The 18,146-nt window shown below is 62.1% G+C and carries 12 protein-coding genes; 7 read left to right on the top strand and 5 right to left on the bottom strand.

From position 1 onward, the window contains the following. Window positions 1-149: 149 nt before the first annotated feature. The 4 genes from AC07VV_RS24990 to AC07VV_RS24975 form a co-directional block, all read right to left on the bottom strand. A complete protein-coding gene (locus AC07VV_RS24990) occupies window positions 150-866 on the bottom strand; it encodes an MgtC/SapB family protein (RefSeq protein ID WP_475274794.1) in 717 nt (238 codons plus the stop codon). A gap of 54 nt (window positions 867-920) precedes the next feature. Further along, window positions 921-3,620, bottom strand: coding sequence for a magnesium-translocating P-type ATPase (mgtA, locus tag AC07VV_RS24985; RefSeq protein ID WP_096821165.1), 2,700 nt, complete (start codon window positions 3,618-3,620; stop codon window positions 921-923). A gap of 493 nt (window positions 3,621-4,113) precedes the next feature. After that, window positions 4,114-5,451: a lysine N(6)-hydroxylase/L-ornithine N(5)-oxygenase family protein gene (locus tag AC07VV_RS24980; protein ID WP_493091519.1), complete on the bottom strand. Its 1,338-nt coding sequence runs from the start codon at window positions 5,449-5,451 to the stop codon at window positions 4,114-4,116. 132 nt (window positions 5,452-5,583) lie between these two features. Continuing rightward, window positions 5,584-6,066 carry a sigma-70 family RNA polymerase sigma factor gene (locus tag AC07VV_RS24975; protein WP_096821163.1) on the bottom strand — a complete coding sequence of 161 codons (483 nt, stop codon included), beginning with the start codon at window positions 6,064-6,066 and terminating at the stop codon, window positions 5,584-5,586. Between the two features lie 320 nt (window positions 6,067-6,386). Here AC07VV_RS24975 and AC07VV_RS24970 point away from each other — a divergent pair, with 320 nt between their 5' ends. From AC07VV_RS24970 to AC07VV_RS24960, 3 genes are read left to right on the top strand one after another with little or no spacing between them, the layout of a single operon-like run. Then, window positions 6,387-7,559: an efflux RND transporter periplasmic adaptor subunit gene (locus AC07VV_RS24970; protein WP_102621962.1), complete on the top strand. Its 1,173-nt coding sequence runs from the start codon at window positions 6,387-6,389 to the stop codon at window positions 7,557-7,559. Next, window positions 7,560-9,533 (top strand): MacB family efflux pump subunit, encoded by a 1,974-nt coding sequence (locus tag AC07VV_RS24965; protein WP_096821161.1) that lies wholly within the window; start codon window positions 7,560-7,562, stop codon window positions 9,531-9,533. Window positions 9,534-9,540: 7 nt separating this feature from the next. Next, complete coding sequence (locus tag AC07VV_RS24960) at window positions 9,541-10,935, top strand: efflux transporter outer membrane subunit (RefSeq protein ID WP_495037758.1); 1,395 nt, start codon at window positions 9,541-9,543, stop codon at window positions 10,933-10,935. A gap of 33 nt (window positions 10,936-10,968) precedes the next feature. On the opposite strand, the gene pvdP is transcribed toward AC07VV_RS24960, so the two are convergent. After that, complete coding sequence (pvdP, locus tag AC07VV_RS24955; RefSeq protein WP_495037757.1) at window positions 10,969-12,579, bottom strand: pyoverdine maturation tyrosinase PvdP; 1,611 nt, start codon at window positions 12,577-12,579, stop codon at window positions 10,969-10,971. 184 nt (window positions 12,580-12,763) lie between these two features. Between pvdP and pvdM the strand changes: the two genes are divergently transcribed. From pvdM to AC07VV_RS24935, 4 genes are all read left to right on the top strand, one after another. After that, on the top strand, window positions 12,764-14,134 hold the full coding sequence (gene pvdM, locus AC07VV_RS24950; protein WP_495037756.1) for a pyoverdine-tailoring dipeptidase-like protein PvdM: 1,371 nt from the start codon (window positions 12,764-12,766) through the stop codon (window positions 14,132-14,134). Further along, the gene (gene pvdN, locus AC07VV_RS24945; RefSeq protein ID WP_495037755.1) at window positions 14,131-15,426 is read left to right on the top strand and encodes a pyoverdine-tailoring periplasmic protein PvdN; all 1,296 of its coding nucleotides are present in this window, start codon (window positions 14,131-14,133) and stop codon (window positions 15,424-15,426) included. Before pvdM ends, pvdN begins: the two co-directional genes overlap by 4 nt. Window positions 15,427-15,465: 39 nt before the next feature. After that, on the top strand, window positions 15,466-16,374 hold the full coding sequence (pvdO, locus tag AC07VV_RS24940) for a dihydropyoverdine dehydrogenase (RefSeq protein WP_495037754.1): 909 nt from the start codon (window positions 15,466-15,468) through the stop codon (window positions 16,372-16,374). Window positions 16,375-16,462: 88 nt separating this feature from the next. After that, a complete protein-coding gene (locus AC07VV_RS24935) occupies window positions 16,463-18,121 on the top strand; it encodes a cyclic peptide export ABC transporter (protein WP_085732444.1) in 1,659 nt (552 codons plus the stop codon). Window positions 18,122-18,146 lie beyond the last annotated feature (25 nt).

Raw genomic sequence — 18,146 nt, 5'->3', positions numbered from 1 at the left:
CGTTGACGGTTGTGCGGCGCTGATTGTCGATAAACCGGGCAGATAGCGCTGTGGGAAACCTCCGAACACTTGTGGGAAATTTCTGAAAATTCACCGAATGCGGCCGAGCCCGATTTCCATGCGGTTGCCAGGCATCGGGTTTCAAAACCTTATTCCGTGGTGCTCGGGCTCCAGAACGCCTGCACCACCAGACTCGAGGTGGAGATTCGCTTCACCAGTGCGTCCAGTTCATCGCCGTCCACCGAGGTGGTTGCGAGTGTGGCTTCGATCTCGATTTCATCAGCACCGAAGGCGTGCACATCAACGTCACTGGCCGGGTAGTTGCTGCGTTCGAGCTCGGCTTCAAGCAAGGCGAACACGGCAGTCTGCTGCGAGCGCCGGGCAATGACATAGACGATGTTGGTGACTTCCGCCGAGACCACATCCAGCGGCTGGCGGTTGATGTTGTTGACGATCGGCCGCAGCAAGGTATTCGCGGCGAGCACGAACAAGGTGCCGAGCACCGCCTCGGCCAGCAGGTCGGCGCCGGCACAGGCGCCGACCGCTGCCGAGGTCCAGAGTGTGGCGGCGGTATTGAGACCGCGCACATTGCCCTCTTCGCGCATGATCACACCGGCACCGAGAAAGCCGATCCCGGATACCACGTAGGCGACCACCCGAACCGCGCCTTCCGCCCCGCCGAGCCGGTTGGCCATGTCGACGAAAATCGCCGCGCCGACCGCCACCAGCACGTTGGTGCGCAAGCCCGCCGTACGTTGCCGGTACTGGCGTTCGAAGCCGATCAGGCCACCGAGAATGAAGGCCGCGCTGAGGCTGACCAGGGTGTCGAGCAGCGAATCGAGGTTGATGTTGTTGATAGCTTGCATGTTGAACTCCTTGAAACCGCCCCCCTTGCTCCCACAAGGGGGGAATCTTTCCTGTTACTGCCAGCCGAACCGGCGGATGTAGAAGCCTTTTACGGCCTGGGTCAGTGCCATGTACGCCAGCAGGATCACCGGCAGGAACACGAAGTACATCGACGGCAGCGCCTGCAATTTGAAGTAGTGCGCCAGCGGTCCCATCGGCAGGAAGATGCCCACGGCCATGATGATTCCGGTCATCACCAGCAGCGGCATGGCCGCGCGGCTTTGCAGGAACGGAATCTTCGGCGTGCGGATCATGTGCACGATCAGCGTCTGGGTCAGCAGCCCTACCACAAACCAGCCGGACTGGAACAACGTCTGGTGATCCGGGGTGTTGGCATCAAACACGTACCACATCAAGGCGAACGTTGTGATGTCGAAGATCGAACTGATCGGGCCGAAGAACAGCATGAAGCGTCCGACATCCCCGGGCTGCCAGCGTTGTGGCTGTTTCAGCATTTCGTCGTCGACGTTGTCGAACGGGATCGCGATCTGCGAAATGTCATACAGCAGGTTCTGCACCAGCAGGTGCATCGGCAGCATCGGCAGGAACGGAATGAACGCACTGGCCACCAACACCGAGAACACGTTGCCGAAGTTCGAGCTGGCGGTCATCTTGATGTACTTGAGCATGTTGGCGAAGGTCCGACGCCCTTCCAGCACGCCCTCCTCCAGCACCATCAGGCTCTTTTCCAGCAGGATGATGTCGGCCGCTTCCTTGGCGATGTCCACCGCGCTGTCCACGGAAATACCGATGTCTGCGGTGCGCAGTGCCGGTGCGTCGTTGATGCCGTCGCCCATGAACCCGACCACGTGGCCGTTGCCCTTGAGGATGCGCACGATGCGCTCCTTGTGCGACGGCGTCAGTTTCGCGAACACGTTGGTGGTCTCCACCGCCACCGCCAGTTCCGCATCGCTCATGCGTTCGATGTCGTTGCCCATCAACAGGCCTTGCTGGGCCAGGCCCACTTCGCGGCAGATCTTGGCGGTCACCAATTCGTTGTCGCCGGTCAGCACTTTCACGGCAACACCATGCTCGGCCAGAGCCTTGAGTGCCGGTGCAGTGCTTTCCTTCGGTGGATCGAGGAATGCCACATAACCGATCAGCGTCAGTTCCTGCTCGTCGCCCAGGCTGTAAGTGTCGCGACCTTCCGGCATCGACCGTGCCGCCACCGCTACCACGCGCAAGCCTTCAGCGTTGAATGCTGCTGTTACCTGACGAATTCTCGCCAGCAATTCATCGCTCAAGGCTTCGTCGACTTCACCGTGACGAACCCGGGTGCACACCGACAACACTTCTTCCACCGCGCCTTTGCAGATCAACTGATGCGGTTGCCCGTGCCCTTCGACCACCACCGACATGCGCCGGCGATTGAAGTCGAACGGGATCTCGTCGACCTTGCGAAACGCCGTGCCGACCTTCAGTTCACGGTGGACTTCCACGTGTTCCAGGACCGCCACGTCGAGCAGGTTTTTCAGGCCGGTCTGGTAGTAGCTGTTCAGATAGGCCATTTCCAGCACGTCGTCGGAGTCTTCGCCCCAGACGTCAACGTTGCGCGCCAGGAAGATCTTGTCCTGAGTCAGGGTGCCGGTCTTGTCGGTGCACAGCACGTCCATGGCGCCGAAGTTCTGGATGGCGTCCAGGCGTTTGACGATGACTTTCTTGCGCGACAGGAACACCGCGCCCTTGGCCAGGGTCGAGGTGACGATCATCGGCAGCATTTCCGGGGTCAGGCCCACGGCGATCGACAGCGCGAACAGCAGGGCTTCGGTCCAGTCACCCTTGGTGAAACCGTTGATGAACAACACCAGCGGCGCCATGACGAACATGAAGCGAATCAACAGCCAGCTGACTTTGTTCACGCCCTGCTGGAACGACGTCACCCCGCGATCGGTTGCCCCGACCCGCAGCGCCAGCGCACCGAAGTAAGTGCTGTTGCCCGTGGTGAGAATCACCGCCACCGCTGTCCCGGACACCACGTTGGTGCCCATGAACAGGATGTTGTCGAGCTCCAGTGGATTACGCGTATCGCGATCCGCCTGACGGGGGAATTTCTCCACCGGCATCGATTCGCCGGTCATCGCCGCCTGGCTGACGAACAGATCCTTGGCGCTGAGCACCCGGCAATCGGCAGGAATCATGTCGCCGGCCGAAAGCACGATCAGATCACCGGGCACCAGTTGCTTGATCGGCAGTTCAGTGCGCGGCGCATCTCGGCGCAGCACGGTGGCGGTGTTGCTGACCATAGCCTTGAGCGCGTCGGCCGCCCGGTTGGATTTGCTTTCCTGCCAGAAGCGCAGCAGGGTCGAAAGCACCACCATCGAGAAAATCACGGTGGCCGCCTTGAGGTCGTCCGTCAGCCACGAGATCACCGCCAACAGGGTCAGCAGCAGGTTGAACGGGTTTTTGTAGCAGTGCCACAGGTGGGTCCACCACGGCAGCGGTTGCTCATGCTCGACTTCGTTGAGGCCATGCTGCGCACGCAGCACATCGACTTCGAAATCGGTTAGCCCGTCGGTGTGGGTACCGAGGTTCGACAGCAACACGCCGCTGTCGCAATGGGCGGCGTCCACCAACGTGTTGGCCAGGGTGGGCGGCACTTCACGGCTGACCGTGGTGTCGCGAAGACTTTCCAGCACGGCCAGACGACGGAAGTGCCGGGCGATGTGACGGGTCCGCAGGAAGCCTGCGAAAAATTCCTTGAGCGTAAGTTTCATGGCTGTTGCCCCTATGGTCAGCCGGGAAACCGTCAAGCAGGTACGTCCAGCCCTCTTGCACCGAAAAATTCGGCACGGCAAGGGTTGGCGCGCCAGTCAAAAAAGACAGGCGTGTCGATAGGGCTGCGATTGCGACGAAAAAGTCGAAACCACGCTCTTTTCAGCGTCGATGAGAAGGACGTCGGGACATGGTCTCAACTGACCATGATCGGGATGCCGCTGCTCGCTGTTCGGCGAGACAACGGCACAAAGGAATGCGCGTTATCTTGCCGAGAATCTGCCGGTTACAAGGACCGGCCGACAACTGTCACTCGAACAAGTACCCACTGTGGGTCTCCGCTATTGATGAAAACGCGCGAAGCTTACGCCCCGATGCCTGGAGAGTAAACCCGTAAAGGAAATGAGGTTGGGGGATGTGGAGGTCATTCAGGAAGGGTTCAGGATTGACCTCGAAACGACTCCCGCGCTCAGCGCGGGAGTCGTCAGGAAGTCATCAGCTGGCCGTGGCCAACAACAAGTCCATCACCGAACGGCTGTGCCCACGATGTTTGCCATGCTCATACAGCGAGCCGGCAATCTCGTCTGCGCGGATCGGCAGGATCGACAGCAGCGTATCGCTCAGGCCGTGGCTGGCCTGGCAGAAGCCCTGCATGTACAGACCGGCCTTGCAGCGCTCGTCGGTGATCAGTTTGTAGTTGCGATCGACTTCGAAGTCGCCCAGGTACTCTTCCAGCGGCGCCAGCAGTTTGCGGTGCATCTGACGCTCGTAACCGGTGGCCAGCACGACCGCGTCGTAGGCACGCACGGTGACTTCGCCGGTGGCATTGTTGCGCACGGTCAGTTCGATACCGTGCTCGGTGGCAGTGGCTTTCTCGACAGTGGTCAGGGTGCGGAACGCATGACGTGCCACGCCCGAGACTTTCTGGCGATAGAAGATGCCGTAGATGCGCTCGATCAGGTCGATGTCGACCACCGAGTAGTTGGTGTTGTGATACTCGTTGACCAGACGCTCACGCTCGCTGCTCTTCTGCTGGAAGATCAGGTCGGTGAATTCCGGCGAGAACACTTCGTTGACGAACGGACTGTCGTCCGCCGGCTTCAGCGCCGAGCCGCGCAGGATCATGTCGACCTGCACCGACGGGAACGAATCGTTCAGATCGATGAACGCTTCCGCCGCGCTCTGGCCGCCACCGATGATCGCGATGCTCATCGGTTGATTATTGACGCACGGCTGCTTGGCCATCTCCGCCAGGTACTGCGAGTGGTGGAACACTCGGGCATCGCCCTTCAGCGCCTTGAAGGCTTCGGGAATGCGCGGTGTGCCGCCGGCGCTGACCACCACCGAACGCGCGGTGCGAACGAATTGCTGGCCGTCCGTCCCACGGGAAATCACCCGCAGCGCTTCAACCTGATGGTTGTGCAGCACCGGCTCGATGGTCAGCACTTCTTCGCCGTAGCGGCTCTGTTCGGTGAACTGCGCGGCGACCCAGCGCAGGTAGTCGTTGTACTCCATGCGGCACGGGTAGAAGGTGCCGAGGTTGATGAAGTCCACCAGACGACCGTGCTGCTTGAGGTAATTGACGAACGAGTACGGGCTGGTCGGGTTGCGCAGGGTCACCAGATCCTTGAGGAAGGAAATCTGCAATTCACTCTGGGTCGACAGCGTGTTGCCGTGCCAGCTGTAGGTCGGTTGCTTGTCGAGAAACAGCACATCCAGTTCGCCCTGGGTCGGGCCGCGCTCTTGCAGAGCGATGGCCAGCGCCAGGTTCGAAGGGCCGAAACCGACGCCGATCAGGTCGTGAACGATGGGCGATGCAATTGCCTGTGTCATTTCCAGTGTCCTCTGGATGTACCCCTCAACAGCGGGGATGAAGCCTGGGTGACCTGACCGGCCTTGTGCAGGACAGCAGATCGTCTGTTGAGTAGGAACGAGGACGGTGAAAAAAAATTTAACCGGGAACGATCAATGTCCATCCCATTGCTTGATGCGCACCCGGCAATGTTTCATGGCGTTGACGATGTGTTTTTCGACCAAGGCCTTGGAAATACCCAGGCACTCGGCGATCTCCGGGTGCGACAGCCCTTCGATCTTGCGCAGCAAAAAGCTCTCGCGGCACAACGCCGGCAGCTCGGCCAGTGCACGCTGCAACAGCGCCAGGCGCTGGCCATGATCGAGACTGTGATGAGGAGAAGGACTGAAATAGCGCTCTTCGCTGTCGAGCACATCAAGGGATTCGACCTGACGCGAGGCATTGCGCCGGTGGTCATCGATCACCAGGTTGAGCGCCGTGCGGTAGAGAAATGCGCGGGGCTGCTCGATTGGCGTGTCGCTGGATCGTTCCAGAACCCGCAGATAAGCGTCATGCACCACATCTTCGGCCACCTGGCGGTTGCCTAGCTTGGCGTTCAGGAAACACACCAGCTCGCGATAGTAGTTTTCCAACATGACTCCCGGCCGCAGGGTGCGGTTTCGATCCTTGAGCCAGACCGGCGATCTGCCAAAACAGGCAGTGGCACGATGGTGGCAAATTCAGACGCGTAATTTATAGTAATTCTCATATAGATTTAAAGCGCTGTTTCCATTTGCCCGACAAATTGTTGCCAGCTATACCTGTTACCGCGTTTTTCAGCGCTTAAATTCCCCACCCCGTCTCTCGTTTAAAGGACAGCCCCCCGTATCTGTCGCGCCCTGCGACAGCGTTCGACCGTGGCCCGTTCGCGGTGCCTGCTGAACGACGGGCCGATTTCCACTGGCCGGAACCCTGCATGAAACGTCCCCGCCCCGCCCGACGCGCCCTGCTCATCGCCCTTTGTCTGATTCCCGTTATTGCTGTTGCCGCCTGGCAAGTCTTGCCGCCCGGCCGGGACAAATTCGCCACCGTGCAAGTCTCCCGTGGTGATATAGAAAGCAGCGTGACCGCACTCGGCACCCTCCAGCCACGCCGCTATGTGGACGTCGGCGCCCAGGCTTCAGGGCAGATTCGCAAGATCCACGTGGAAGTCGGCGACGTGGTCAAGGAAGGCCAACTGCTGGTGGAAATCGACCCGGCCACGCAAAAGGCCAAACTCGACGCCAGCCAGTTTTCCATCGAAAACCTCAAGGCGCAGTTGCAGGAACAACAGGCTCAACACGAACTGGCGCGCCAGAAGTACCAGCGCCAGCAGAACCTGGCCGCCGGCGGCGCCACCCGAGAAGAGGACGTGCAGACCGCCCGCGCCGAACTCAAAGCCACACAGGCGCGGATCGACATGTTCCAGGCGCAGATCCGTCAGGCACAGGCAAGTCTGCGCAGCGATCAGGCCGAACTCGGCTACACCCGGATCTTCGCGCCGATGGCCGGCACCGTGGTTGCGCTGGACGCTCGCGAAGGCCAGACACTCAATGCGCAACAACAGACGCCGCTGATCCTGCGGATCGCCAAGCTGTCGCCAATGACGGTCTGGGCGGAAGTCTCCGAGGCTGACATCGGCCACGTCAAACCGGGCATGACCGCTTATTTCACCACCCTCAGCGGCGGCAACCGGCGCTGGAGCAGCACCGTGCGGCAGATCCTGCCGGTACCGCCCAAACCGTTGGATCAGACCAGCCAGGGCGGCGGCAGCCCGACCAGCACCAGCAAAAGCGGTGCCGGTCGCGTGGTGCTGTACACCGTGTTGCTGGACGTCGACAACGCCGACAACGCGCTGATGGCGGAGATGACCACCCAAGTGTTCTTTGTCTCGAATCAGGCGAAAGACGTCCTCACCGCACCGATTGCGGCCCTGCATGGCAGCACCAAACCCGACAGCCAGATTGCCCGGGTCGTGGCACAGAACGGCGACATCGAGCAACGCACCGTGCGCACCGGCATCAGCGATCGCTTGAAAGTGCAGATCCTCGACGGCCTCAGCGAAGGCGATCATCTGTTGATCGGCCCGGCCGACGGCAACGGAGGCTGAATGCAAACGCCCCTGATCGACCTGCAGGACATCCGCAAATCCTACGGCGGCGGCGACGCACCGGAAGTTCACGTGCTGCGCGGCATCGACCTGTCGATCCATGCCGGCGAGTTCGTGGCGATCGTCGGCGCGTCCGGCTCCGGCAAATCGACGCTGATGAACATCCTCGGCTGCCTCGACCGGCCCACGTCCGGCGAATACCGCTTTGCCGGGGAAAACGTCGCTGGCCTGGACACCGATGAACTGGCCTGGCTGCGTCGCGAAGCCTTCGGTTTTGTGTTTCAGGGATACCACCTGATTCCGTCCGGCTCCGCCCAGGAAAACGTCGAGATGCCGGCCATCTATGCCGGCATTCCCGCCGCCGAGCGCCATGCACGTGCCGCCGCCCTGCTCGAGCGCCTCGGTCTGGCCTCACGCACCGGCAACCGCCCCCATCAACTGTCCGGTGGTCAGCAACAACGGGTGTCGATCGCCCGCGCCTTGATGAACGGCGGTCATATCATCCTCGCGGACGAACCGACCGGCGCGCTCGACAGCCACAGCGGCAAGGAAGTCATGGCGCTGCTCGACGAGCTGGCGAGCCAGGGTCATGTGGTCATCCTTATCACCCACGACCGTGAAGTGGCGGCCCGGGCCAAGCGCATCATTGAAATCAGCGACGGCCTGATCATCCGCGACAGCGCCACGGAAGACCCCACCGTGCAGGCCAGCGCCAACCCTGGTGCCTTGCAGGCCGTGGATCTGCGCAAGCGCCTGAGCGAGGGCAGCGAAGCGAGCGGCGCCTGGAAAGGTGAGCTGGTCGATGCGGTGCAGGCGGCGTGGCGCGTCATGTGGATCAACCGCTTCCGTACCGCACTGACACTGCTGGGGATCATCATCGGCGTGGCGTCGGTAGTGGTGATGCTCGCCGTTGGCGAAGGCAGCAAACGCCAGGTCATGGCGCAGATGGGCGCCTTCGGCTCCAACATCATTTACCTCAGCGGTGCCGCGCCGAACCCGCGCACACCACCGGGCATCGTCACCCTGGATGAAGTCGCCGCACTGGCCAGCCTGCCGCAGATCACTCGCATCATGCCGGTCAACGGTGCCGAAGCCGGGGTGCGCTTCGGCAACCTCGATCACATGAGTTACATCGGCGGCAACGACACCAACTTCCCGGACATCTTCAACTGGCCGGTGGTCGAAGGCAGCTACTTCACCGAGGCCGATGAGCGCAACGGTGCGGCCGTCGCGGTGATCGGCAAAAAGGTCCGCGACAAGTTGCTCAAGAACGTGAGCAATCCGATCGGCCAATACATCCTGATCGAGAACGTGCCGTTCCAGGTAGTGGGAGTACTGGCCGGCAAGGGCGCCAGCTCCGGCGATCAGGACAGCGACAATCGCATCGCCATCCCCTACTCCGCGGCCAGCGTGCGGCTGTTTGGCACGCACAACCCCGAGTACGTGGTGATCGCCGCCGCTGACGCGCGCAAGGTCCATGAAACCGAAATGGCCATCGAGCAATTGATGTTGCAGTTGCACAACGGCAAGAAGGATTTCGAGCTGACCAACAATGCCGCGATGATTCAGGCCGAAGCGCGCACGCAAAACACCCTGTCGCTGATGCTCGGTTCGATTGCCGCGATTTCGCTGCTGGTCGGCGGCATCGGCGTGATGAACATCATGCTCATGACCGTGCGTGAACGCACTCGCGAAATCGGTATCCGCATGGCCACCGGTGCCCGTCAGCGCGACATCCTGCGTCAGTTCCTGACCGAGGCGGTGATGCTGTCGGTGGTCGGCGGCATTGCCGGCATCGGCCTGGCGCTGCTCGTGGGCGGCGTATTGATACTCAGCGAAGTCGCCGTCGCATTTTCCCTGGTGGCCATCGCCGGCGCCTTCGCCTGCGCACTGATCACCGGGGTGGTTTTTGGCTTCATGCCCGCCCGCAAAGCTGCCCGGCTCGACCCGGTCACGGCCCTCACCAGTGAATGATCGATCTATGAAACCGCAACTGAGCCTGTTGACCCTTTGCCTGATGCTGAGCGCCTGCGGCAGCCCCGCCCCACGCCCGGAGAGCGGCGTGACCGCCCCCGCCGCATGGCAGTCGCTGACCGGGCAATCGGTGGCGCAGACCAACCGGCAATGGTGGACGCATTTCGCCAGCCCGCACCTGAACCAACTGATCGGACAGGCGCAAAGCGGCAGCCACGATCTGGCCGCCGCCATCGCCCGCGTGCGTCAGGCTCGCGCCAGCACGGTGATCGCCGGCGGTTCGCAATTGCCGGAAATAACCGCAGGCCTGAATGCCAACCGCCAGAAACTGCTGCGCGGCAACGGCTACAGCCAACTGGATGCCGACAGCAGCAACAAGGCTGTGGACTACTTCGACGCCAACCTCAGCGCCAGTTATGAAATCGACTTCTGGGGCGGTCAGGCTGCCACCCGCGAAAGCGCCCGCCAGGGCTTGCGCGCCAGTGAGTTCGATCAGGCCACCGTGGAACTGACCCTGCTCAGCGACGTCGCCAACCGTTACACCCAGGCGCTGTCATTGCAGGAACAAAGCCGCATTGCCGCGCTGAACCTGGCCAACGCGCAGAGTGTTCTGCAACTGGTGCAGACCCGTTTCAATGCCGGCTCTGCCACCGCGCTGGAACTGGCCCAGCAGAAAAGTCTGGTGGCCGCGCAACAGCGACAACTGCCCACGGTGCAGCAACAGGCCGAGGACGCGCGAATCGGTCTTGCGGCTCTGCTCGGGCGACCGGCGCAGGAATTGCCACCGAGCCTCGAATCGTTCGATCAACTGCAATGGCCGCAAATCGCTGCCGGATTGCCCAGCGATCTGCTGACCCGCCGCCCGGACATCGCCCGCGCCGAAGCGCAACTGGCAGCCGCCCAGGCAGACGTCAAAGTCGCCCGCGCCGCCATGCTGCCCAAGGTCACCCTGAGCGCGCAGCTGGGTTCCGGCGCCAACCGCTTCGACGATGTGATGCGCAGCCCGTTCTACAACTTCACCGCCGGGCTGATCGCGCCGATCTTCAATAACGGTCGCCTGTCCGCAGAACGCGACAAGGCGACCGCCCGCCAGGAAGAACTGCTGGAAACCTATCGCGGCGCGATCATCAATGGCTTCGCCGACGTGGAAAAAGCCCTGAACAGCATTCAGGGTCTGGATCAGCAGCGGCAATGGCAGACCGAAGAGCTGAATCAGGCACAGACTGCGTTCAATCTTTCCCAAAGCCGTTACCAGGCCGGCGCCGAAGACCTGCTGACCGTGCTGGAAACCCAGCGCACGCTGTACGCCGCGCAGGATCTCAACGTGCAACTGCGACTGGCGCGGATGCAGGCGAGCATTGCGTTGTACAAAGCGTTGGGCGGGGGTTGGGAGACGCGCTGAAAAACAAAAGATCGCACGCAGCGATCTTTTGCTTCAAACCTTGGCTTTCAAATGCCGCGCATACCACGGCCGCTGCGGCACGCGGCGGAACAGTGCGGCGAGTTTCTTCTCGTCGCCGATGAAGGTGATGCGCAGCGCCAGCTTCATGGTCTCGGGATCCATCTCCACTGACTTGCCCACCTGCAACCCCGGCGTGGTGCTGCAACCGTGAGTGGTTGGCCCCAGCCACGGGTCAGCGACTTCGTTCCAGCGCCCCGGCGCAAACCACTGCACACCGTTGACCACTTGCCGGGTGACTTCACCCGGATGGAAGCGCTCGTGAGCGCGGAACCAGTCTTCGATACGGTCATCGATCCAGCCATGGAAATGCCAGAACACCGGGTTGACGTGGGATGAAAACGGATCGCCGAGGAAGTCGTTTTCCGCCGCGAACCAGCGTGCGGCGAAATCCGCCGGATCCCGGGCAAACGGCACCGGTTGGCCGTTGGACGGATCGCGCGGCACCGAGGCCCAGCGCATGTGCAGCCAGTCGTGCAGCCCCAGCTCCACTTCTGAACCGAACTGGCCCAACGTGAGCTTGGCCAGATAGGCCGGGTCGCGGTACTGCGACTCCCAGACCTGAAAATTGCTTTCATAGGTCTCGGCAGTTTTCAGGTCGCTGACCCACTGGCTGTACTCATTGTCGCCATCGGCCAGCCACGTCGGCGGCAGTGCCGTGCCGTCGTGGTTATCGAAGTAACGGGCGAAACCGACCCGGTCGCGGATCAGTTCGGGTTGCGGCAGCGGGAAATACTCCCACGACGGCAGATCCTGCATCGAACGCGCCGTCCCAAGCATGTGCCGGTGCATGAAGAAGAAGTCGACGCCCGAACCGTTGCGATCCTTGCGGTCGCCACGGGCATCGCGCTCGTTGTCACGCGGGCCGGGCTGCCAGCCGAGACCGCGCAACGCGTTGCGCTTGTCTTCGGCCAGGGTGTGCCACTTGTCCCGCGTCGCATGCCAGACCTGGTGAAACAACCGATGCTCGGGAGAGATCAGCCACGCCAGCAGCGTCGGATTCAGCGGCGTGCGCTGCCGTGCTTCGGGGAACAGATGTTTGACGGCAATGAAGCGGTTGTCCTGCATCGGCAGCGCCAACGGCCGATCCAGACGTGACACCCGACCGCTGAGGCTGCCGCTGCCGGCGTTGCCGAAGTCGGCCCAGACTTCGTCGAGGATCATTTGCAGTTCGTAGTCGACATGACCGTTCGCGCTGATCAGCCGCCAGCTCAGCTTCGCTGCGTCGCCCTCGGCCAGATCTCCGATTATTCGGTAACGCGGTGTTTCGCCGGAGCGCAGACGCTCGGGCGTATCCAGAAAACCGCAGACACCGCGCCCCTTCTGGCCGATGTCGAGGAACACTTGCAGACCGCTTGCCGGCAGCCCTTCGACGCCGGAGTCGCGGCCCTCGAAACGGATGTCCCAGACCCCGCGCAACTTGTTCGCCAGACGCTGACCGGCCATGTCGGCCACGTCGAACGACGCCTCGCCGGGGGTGATCGTGGGGTCCGGTCTGGTCCATTCACGATGACCAAAATAAGCCGCAGGTACCGCAGCGCCGGTCAGCGCCAGGCCTGCCATGAACCATCGTCGAGAAATCTTCATTGCCCTACCTGTGTCAGCCATGAAGCAGGCCTTATCCAAGCTAGAACGTACGCTGCCCCGACAAATTTAAGGGCGCCCCCGCCACAGGGCGATGCGACTAAATTTCGTTGCCAATCACTCGTTCTTTCCAGATAGCAATGGCCCCTGCGCCAGTACCTCGACGGCGAACCTGACTGAGATGGCAATGACAAAACCACGTTCGAAAAAGGCTCTTTTCATTGGCCTGCCACTGGCCCTGGCGATCAGTGCCGCAGCAGGCTTCGCAGCCTGGGATTACTGGCTCAACGACAACCCCGGCTATCCGGCCAAGGTGATGGACCAGGCCCGCGAGATGCACCAGCACCTGCTGTCGTTCGACAGCCACATCACCGTCCTCCAGGACTTCGGTACCCACGGCAATGAAGCCGACAAGGACGGCCCGGGGCAGTTCGACCTGATCAAGGCCAATCGCGGGCAACTGTCCGGTGCGGCGCTGACGATTTTCGGCTGGCCGGAACTGTGGAACGGCGCCAATGCGCCGCACAAGCCGACGGCGGGTTTCGTTGAAGAGGCGCGCAACCAGCAGGAGATCCGCTACAAGATCATCTCCGGCATGGTCCGCGACTTCCCCAATCAGGTCGGGATCGCCTACACGCCCGATGATTTCCGGCGCCTGCACGGCGAAGGCAAGTTCGCGATTTTCATCAGCATGCTTAACGCCTACCCGCTGGGCCACGACCTGAACCTGCTGGATCTGTGGACGGCGCGCGGCATGCGCATGTTCGGCTTCAGCTACATCGGCAACAACGACTGGGCCGACTCGTCCCGGCCACTGCCGTTCTTCAATGATTCGCCGGATGCGCTCGACGGTCTCTCCGACATCGGCAAGCAAGCGGTCAAGCGCCTCAACGACCTGGGCGTGATCATCGACGTGTCGCAGATGTCGACCAAAGCGCTGGAGCAAGTCGCACAACTGAGCCGTACACCGATGGTGGCCTCGCACTCGGCGCCACGGGCGATGGTCGACATCCCCCGCAACCTCAGCGACAAAGAACTGCAACTGATCAAGAACAGCGGCGGCGTGGTGCAGGTGGTGGGTTTCTCGCAGTACCTGCGCCCTCTGACCCAGACCACACAGGACAAACTCAACGAACTGCGCAAGAGCTTTGACCTGCCGCCACTGCCCAACCTCGCCGTGGCGCTGATGCCTGGCGACCCGATCATCGCCGCATGGCCCGAGGCCAGGTTCGGCCAGTACGCCAGCCGCCTCTACGCGATCCTCGATGAAGAACCCAAAGCCACGCTCAAGGACTACGGCGACGCCATCGATTACACCGTGCGCAAGATCGGTATCGACCACGTTGGCATCAGCTCCGACTTCAACGAAGGCGGCGGCGTCAAAGGCTGGGAGAACGTCGGCGACATCCCCAACGTCACCGCCGAACTGATTTCGCGCGGCTACTCCGAAGCCGACATCGCCAAGCTCTGGGGCGGCAACTTCCTGCGGGTCTGGGATCAGGTGCAGAAAGCCGCCCGACCTGCGCTGATTTCACAGCAGGACAAGATCAAGCCATGAGCGATCGTCGTACGTTTCTCAAGCAGGCGGGGATTCTCGCCGCCGGCCTGCCGCTGGCCTCGGGCATCGCCCAAGGCGCCAGCCCCGCCAGCAACGCGAACATTGCGCCAGCGGCGCTGGCACAGGACAAGTGGGCGCAGTTGCGCACGCTGTTCGAGCAGGATCCGGACTGCCTGCACTTCTCCAACTTCCTGATCACCTCGCACCCCAAACCGGTGCGTGACGCCATCGCCCAGCACCGCGCCGCCCTCGACAAGAATCCGGGACTGGCGATGGACTGGGACCTGGGCGTGATCGAGCAGCGCGAGGAAGAGGTACGGGTCTGGGCGGGGCGCTATCTGCAAGCCGACGCCAGACAGATCGCCCTGACCGGCAGCACCACCGAGGGCCTGGCGATGATTTACGGCGGCGCCCATGTGCGTGCCGATCAGGAAATCCTCACCACTCAACACGAACACTACGCCACCCACACCATCCTCGCGCTGCGCACACAGCGTGAAGGCACCAAGGTGCGCAAGATCCGTCTGTTCAAGAATCCGCACACGGCGACCAAGGCCGAAATCCTCGCGGCCATCGACAGCAACATCCGCCCCGAAACCCGCGTGCTGGGCATGTGCTGGGTGCATTCGGGCAGCGGCGTGAAACTGCCGATCGCCGAAATCGGCGCGTTGGTCGACAAGCACAACAAGGGCCGTTCGGACGAGAACCGGATCATTTATCTGGTGGACGGCGTACACGGCTTCGGCGTCGACGACCTGAGCTTCCCGGCGATGAACTGCGACTTCTTCATCGCCGGCACCCACAAATGGATGTTCGGCCCACGCGGCACCGGCATCGTCTGCAGCCGTTTCGATCAGGTCAGGTACGTCACGCCGATCATTCCGACCTTCTCCGAAGCCACCGCGTTTTCCACCACCATGACCCCCGGCGGCTACCACGCCTTCGAGCACCGCTGGGCCTTGAACGAAGCGTTCAAATTGCACCTGCAATTGGGCAAGGCCGAGGTCCAGGCGCGCATTCACGCCTTGAACAGCTACCTGAAAAAACGCCTGCAGGAACACCCGCAGATCGAACTGGTCACGCCGCTGAGCCCCGAACTGTCCGCCGGCTTCACCTTCTTCCGGGTCAAGGGCAAGGACTGCGACAAGATCGCCGCCTACCTGATGCAGAACAAGGTGATCGCCGATGCCGTCGACCGCGACGTCGGCCCGGTCATTCGCAGCGCGCCGGGCCTGCTGAACAACGAACAAGAAATCGACCGCTTCATGACCGTGCTCGTCAGCCAGATCTGAGCACCGCGAACTCCTTTAAACCTGTTATCGAGAGAAATGATGAACAGTGAGCTACGTAGTTTTTCCATCAAGTCGCTCCCCGCGCTGACCCTGGCCGCCCTGCTCGCCAGCCTGTTGCCGGGGCTGGCGCAGGCGGCTGAACCGCTGCAGCCGGGCAAGGTGTTCAAAGACTGCAAGGACTGCCCGGAAATGGTCGTACTGCCCACCGGCACCTTCACCATGGGCACCCCGGAGGACGAAGTCGGCCGCGAGCCGGACGAAGGCCCGATGCACCCGGTGACGTTCGCCAAACCGCTGGCCATCAGCCGTTTCCAGATCCTTCGGGGCCAGTGGGACGCCTATCTCAAGGACACCGGTTATCAGATGCCCGACGGTGATGACCGCGAGGGCCGCGCGTGCAAGGCCGGGATTCCGGATTACGCCGGCAGCGACCCGCGCAAGCAGTACACCGACAAGCATCCGGCCGTGTGCATGGACTTCGCCGAGGTCAACGCGTACGTGGCGTGGCTCTCGAAAAAGACCGGCAAGCAATACCGTCTGGTCAGTGAATCCCTGCGCGAATACGCCGCGCGTGCCGGCAGCGCCGGGCCCTTCCCTTTCCCGTTCGATGAGGGCAAGGAATACAGCATCGCCAAACACGCCAACACCTACGGCGCAGCCGATGGCTACAACTTCACCGCACCGGCCGGCAGCTTTCCGGCCAACGCCTTCGGCGTCTATGACATGCACGGCAACGTCTACGAGTGGACCGCCGACTGCTACAACGAAAACTACGTCGGCGCCCCGAGTGACGGCAGCGCGTGGCTGACCGGCGACTGCACCATCCAGCGCATCCGCGGCAATGACTGGGGCGAGGCACCGGTGTTCTCGCGTTCCGGCAACCGCAACGCGGTCTACCCCAAAGTGCGGGGCGACTGGCTGGGCTTTCGTGTAGCCCGCGACCTCTGATCCACCCCGGCGTCGGCCATCGGGTCGACGCCCTCCCGGTTTTTCTCGAATCATCGCCCCCAGCGGCCTCCAAAAGCGGAATCCCCCCATGACCACTAAATCCCGTGGCGCCATCAGCGAAGTTCTCAGTCTGCTCAAGCCCTATTGGCTGGTGGTCATGATCTCGATCATGCTCGGCATGGTCGGCGGCCTCAGCGTCACGGCGTTGCTGGCGACCATCAATGACGCCCTGAACGCCAACGGCAGCCCGTCGCTGGGCGTGCTCGCCAGTTTCGCCGGGCTGTGTGCACTGGCACTTTTGAGCTCGATCCTGTCCGACATCGGCACCAACCATGTCGGCCAGCACATCATTGCCGGACTGCGAAAATCCCTGGGCGAAAAAGTCCTGCTGGCGCCGATCGAACAGATCGAACGCTTCCGTAGCCATCGCCTGATCCCGGTGCTGACCCATGACGTCGACACCGTCAGCGACTTCGCGTTTTCCTTCGCGCCACTGGCCATTGCCTTCACCGTCACCCTCGGTTGCCTGGGTTACCTGGCTTACCTCTCGGTGCCGATGTTCGCGCTGCTGCTGGTGGCGATCATCATCGGCACCGTCGTGCAGTACGTCGCCCGGGCCAAAGGCATCAAGGGTTTCGAAGCTGCCCGTGAAGCCGAAGACGAACTGCAAAAGCACTACAGCGCCATTGCGGCCGGCGCCAAGGAACTGCGCATTCATCGCCCGCGCCGTCAGCGCATGTTCAGCCAGCGCATCGAAGGCACCGCCGATTACATCTGCAACACCCACATCCGTTCGATCAACACCTTCGTGGTTGCCAAGACGTTTGGCTCGATGCTGTTCTTTGTCGTGATCGGCCTGGCACTCGCCCTGCAATCCTTCTGGCTGGGCACCGACAAAGCGGTGCTCAGCGGTTTCGTGCTGGTGCTGCTGTACATGAAAGGCCCGCTGGAATACCTGGTGACCACCCTGCCGGTGGTCAGTCGCGCCAACATCGCCTTCAAACGCATTGCCGATCTGGCAGAACAGTTTTCCTCCCCGGAACCGCACCTGCTGCTGAGCGACACCGCCAGCGCCAAACCGGTGGTCGAGCATCTGGAACTGCGTGACGTTCACTACGCCTTTGCCGCCGTGGACAACAACAAACCGTTCACCCTCGGCCCGGTCAACCTGTCGATCCGTCAGGGTGAAATCGTGTTCATCGTCGGCGAGAACGGCGGCGGCAAAACCACCCTGATCAAATTGCTGCTGGGGCTGTATGCGCCAAAGGGCGGGGAAATCCTGCTCAACGGTGCGCCCGTGGTGGCCGAGAACCGTGACGATTACCGTCAGTTGTTCACCACGATTTTTGCCGACTACTACCTGTTCGACGAACTGGTGCAAGGCGATCAACAAGTGCCCGAGGACGCCAACCGCTACCTCGAACGCCTGGAGATTTCGCACAAGGTCAGCATCCGCGATGGCGCGTTCAGCACCACCGATCTGTCCACCGGCCAGCGCAAGCGCCTGGCCCTGCTCAACGCGTGGCTGGAGGAACGTCCGGTGCTGGTGTTCGACGAATGGGCGGCCGACCAGGACCCGGTGTTCCGGCGGATTTTCTACACCGAGCTGCTGCCGGAACTCAAATACCTGGGCAAGACCATCATCGTGATCTCCCATGACGACCGTTATTTCGACGTCGCCGACCAACTGGTGCGCATGCAAGGCGGCCAGGTCATCAGCGAAAAAGCCCCGGCAGCCGTCTGCTGAGCCGGGCCCGCCCCTGTCGAGTGTT

This window comes from Pseudomonas sp. GW821-FHT02C04 (genome assembly GCF_059421845.1).
The sequence above is the reverse complement of the archived record's forward strand: the minus strand, read 5'-3'. Positions and strand labels throughout refer to the sequence as shown.

What these genes read in the sequence shown, in the direction of transcription:
- AC07VV_RS24990 (WP_475274794.1), bottom strand. Translation starts at nt 866, where the DNA reads ATGCAAGCTATCAACAACATCAACCTCGATTCGCTGCTCGACACCCTG.
- AC07VV_RS24965 (WP_096821161.1), top strand. Translation starts at nt 7,560, where the DNA reads ATGCAAACGCCCCTGATCGACCTGCAGGACATCCGCAAATCCTACGGC.
- pvdN (WP_495037755.1), top strand. Translation starts at nt 14,131, where the DNA reads ATGAGCGATCGTCGTACGTTTCTCAAGCAGGCGGGGATTCTCGCCGCC.
- pvdM (WP_495037756.1), top strand. Translation starts at nt 12,764, where the DNA reads ATGACAAAACCACGTTCGAAAAAGGCTCTTTTCATTGGCCTGCCACTG.
- pvdP (WP_495037757.1), bottom strand. Translation starts at nt 12,579, where the DNA reads ATGAAGATTTCTCGACGATGGTTCATGGCAGGCCTGGCGCTGACCGGC.
- pvdO (WP_495037754.1), top strand. Translation starts at nt 15,466, where the DNA reads ATGAACAGTGAGCTACGTAGTTTTTCCATCAAGTCGCTCCCCGCGCTG.
- AC07VV_RS24975 (WP_096821163.1), bottom strand. Translation starts at nt 6,066, where the DNA reads ATGTTGGAAAACTACTATCGCGAGCTGGTGTGTTTCCTGAACGCCAAG.
- AC07VV_RS24960 (WP_495037758.1), top strand. Translation starts at nt 9,541, where the DNA reads ATGAAACCGCAACTGAGCCTGTTGACCCTTTGCCTGATGCTGAGCGCC.
- mgtA (WP_096821165.1), bottom strand. Translation starts at nt 3,620, where the DNA reads ATGAAACTTACGCTCAAGGAATTTTTCGCAGGCTTCCTGCGGACCCGT.
- AC07VV_RS24935 (WP_085732444.1), top strand. Translation starts at nt 16,463, where the DNA reads ATGACCACTAAATCCCGTGGCGCCATCAGCGAAGTTCTCAGTCTGCTC.
- AC07VV_RS24970 (WP_102621962.1), top strand. Translation starts at nt 6,387, where the DNA reads ATGAAACGTCCCCGCCCCGCCCGACGCGCCCTGCTCATCGCCCTTTGT.
- AC07VV_RS24980 (WP_493091519.1), bottom strand. Translation starts at nt 5,451, where the DNA reads ATGACACAGGCAATTGCATCGCCCATCGTTCACGACCTGATCGGCGTC.